Source organism: Planktothrix sp. FACHB-1355 (assembly GCF_014748295.1).
GTDB classification, from domain to species: domain Bacteria; phylum Cyanobacteriota; class Cyanobacteriia; order Cyanobacteriales; family Aerosakkonemataceae; genus Aerosakkonema; species Aerosakkonema funiforme_A.
On record NZ_JACJUP010000918.1, the window covers coordinates 1 to 2970 of the forward strand.

General features: G+C 46.4%; 1 protein-coding gene. It reads right to left on the reverse strand.

Annotated features, from left to right (window positions below; genetic code table 11):
• Positions 1–2970 (reverse strand): PilZ domain-containing protein (locus tag H6S82_RS26950; protein ID WP_191057010.1); only part of this gene is annotated, 2970 nt, incomplete at both ends.

The window sequence follows — 2970 nt, forward strand, 5'->3', positions numbered from 1 at the left end:
CGTGCGTTGCCAAACTTTCAAAAAGCCTCGATCTGTCAAAAGGTATTTAACGCTTTCCCGAACTATATTTTGTTGTTCTTCTTCCCGCTTAAATTCAATTCCCGTGCGTTCTTCGTACTGCCAAACAACAGTTCCCGATAACCAGCTTTCCTCGCTATAACCGGGTAGTTGCAGATGCAGTCGAACAGCTTGACCGGGAGCGATATCTGGCACGTTTTCCAGACAAATACCACCGAATGAGATATCCTCTGTGCGGGCTATTGCCGAATTTGTACCGCCAAATTCTACCAAACACGAAGCTTGATAAGGCACTCTTTCTGGCTGATGTTTGGCAACAATGTATGCCACCAAACGTTTATCGCCCGGTACATCTTCGCCAACCATTACTACTGTTTCCCGCACGTCGGGATGTTTCCCCAACACTGTCTCAATTTCTCCCAACTCGATCCGGAAACCGCGAATCTTCACTTGGTTATCTATGCGGCCTAGATATTCAATCTTACCATCCGACAGATAACGCGCTAAATCTCCCGTTTGGTAGAGTTTTTCCGATTTTGGATTGGGACTGGAATCTGACAATCCCAAATCATTAAACGGGTTGGAAATAAATTTTTGGGCAGTCAATTCGGGACGGTTGAGATAGCCTCGCGCTAAACCTGCACCACCGATATATAATTCACCCGGAACGCCAATAGGTACAGGTTGTAAGTATCGATCGAGGATGTAAACTTGCAAGTCGGGGATAGGAATACCGATCGCACTTCCCCTACAGTTAAGATCGGCCTTTGTCAGCGGACGATAGGTGACGTGGACAGTTGTTTCCGTGATACCGTACATATTGACTAACTGCGGTAACTCGTCCCCGTGTCGATCGAACCAAGGTTTCAAACTTTGGATTTCCAAAGCTTCTCCGCCAAATATTACGAAGCGAAGTGCCAGCTTTTTAACTTCGCCCAAAGATTCCTCGACCTGCATCAATTGGCGAAAAGCAGAAGGAGTTTGATTGAGGACTGTTACTCCTTCGCTGCACAAAAGGTTGTAAAATTGTTCGGGCGATCGACTTACCCAGTAGGGCACTACTACCAAACGCCCACCGTAAATTAAAGCGCCCCAGAGTTCCCAAACTGAAAAGTCAAATGCAGATGAATGGAACAGCGTCCACACATCCCCTTCGTTAAATTCAAACCACTCATTTGTCGCGGCAAACAAACGAACTACATTCGAGTGATTTACCAGCACACCTTTAGGTTTGCCTGTAGAACCGGAAGTGTAAATAACGTAAGCTAAATTGTCGGGTTTTACTGAACTATTCGAGTTAGTATCGCTTTCTCGATCGATCGTTTCCCAGTCTGCATCTAAGCAAACTACTTTAGCTTTTTGTGCGGTCAGCGTGTTAGCGATCCGCGCCTGCGTCAGCAACACCGAAACTTGCGAGTCTTCCAACATCAAAGCCAGCCGTTCTTCCGGATAGGCGGGATCTAACGGGACATAAGCCCCACCAGCTTTCAGGATACCCAGAATGCCTACGATCGTTTCCAAAGAACGTTCTAAGCACATTCCCACCAGTACGTCTGGGCCAACGCCCAATTTTTGCAGGTAATGGGCCAATTGGTTGGCTTGCCGATTCAGTTGTCGGTAAGTTAGCTGCGTCCCCTCAAAAACCACCGCCACGGCGTCTGGTGTCTGCTGCACTCGCGCCTCAAACAATTGATGAAGGCAGGAATCTTTGGGAATTAAGTTATTTTCTATTCCCGATATCTGACGATCGCTTCTCCATTCTAGGAGCAATTGCTGCTCTTTTGCTGTTAGTAAAGGTAATTCGGAGAGTTGGCGATCGGGATTGGCGACAATACCTTCTAGCAAAGTTTGAAAATGTCCTGCCATGCGATCGATCGTCGCCGCATCAAATAAATCTGTATTGTATTGGAAGTAACCGATCAATCCCTCTGGTTTGTCGTCTAAGGAAACAGTTAAATCCAACTTCGCCGTACCCGTATCCACATCTAGCGGTCTGAGGTTCCACCCCGAATCTAATGCAGGTGTCGGCGGTTCGAGGAGAAACATAACTTGAAACAGGGGATGTCCGGATAAATGACGATCGGGTCGCAGTTCTTTCACTAACTTTTGGAAAGGTACATCTTGGTTAGCATAAGCACCCAAGGTTACTTCTTTCACCCGTTCTAATAATTGTCGGAAACTGGGATTTCCCGAAAGGTCGGAACGCAAAACCAAAATATTAATAAAGAAGCCAACCAGTTCTTGAATTTCCGGACGATTAGAACCGGAGATAACCACACCAACGGGAATATCGTCTTGTCCAGCATATCTGCTCAGCAAAGTTTTGAATGCTGCCAGCAGGGTCATGAACAAGGTTACTCCTGACCGACTGCTAAGTGCTTTGATATCTTCGCTTAACTGTTTGGGTAATGCTAGAGAATATCTCGCACCTCGGAAAGTTTCTGCTGCGGGTCGAGGTCGATCGGTCGGCATTTGTAATGTTGGTAAATCTGCTAACTGCCGCTGCCAATAATCGAGCTGATTTTGCAAATATTCCTCGGTACATAGGTGCTGCCAGTAAGCATAATCGCCATACTGAATTGGCAAGTCTGGCAAGGGAGAAGGTTTACCCGCACAGAATGCTTCGTAAAGTGCTGCCAATTCTTGCAGGAAAGCATTATATAGAGAAACGCCATCAAAAATTAGGTGATGCAGAGTTAGGAATAACCGATGTTCTGTCTCGCCCAATCTGATTAAACTCGCTCGCAATAGCGGCAGTTTTGTTAAGTCAAAAGGTTGTCTGACTTCCTCTGTTGCTAACCGAAGCGCTTCTGCTTCTCTTGACGAATAAGGAAGATGCTGGAGATCCACCACCCGCAATTTAAGATGAGTCGCTGGGTGAATAATTTGCACTGGTTGTCCGTCTACCACTGGAAAAGTAGTTCGCCAGATTTCGTGACGCCGGATAATTTC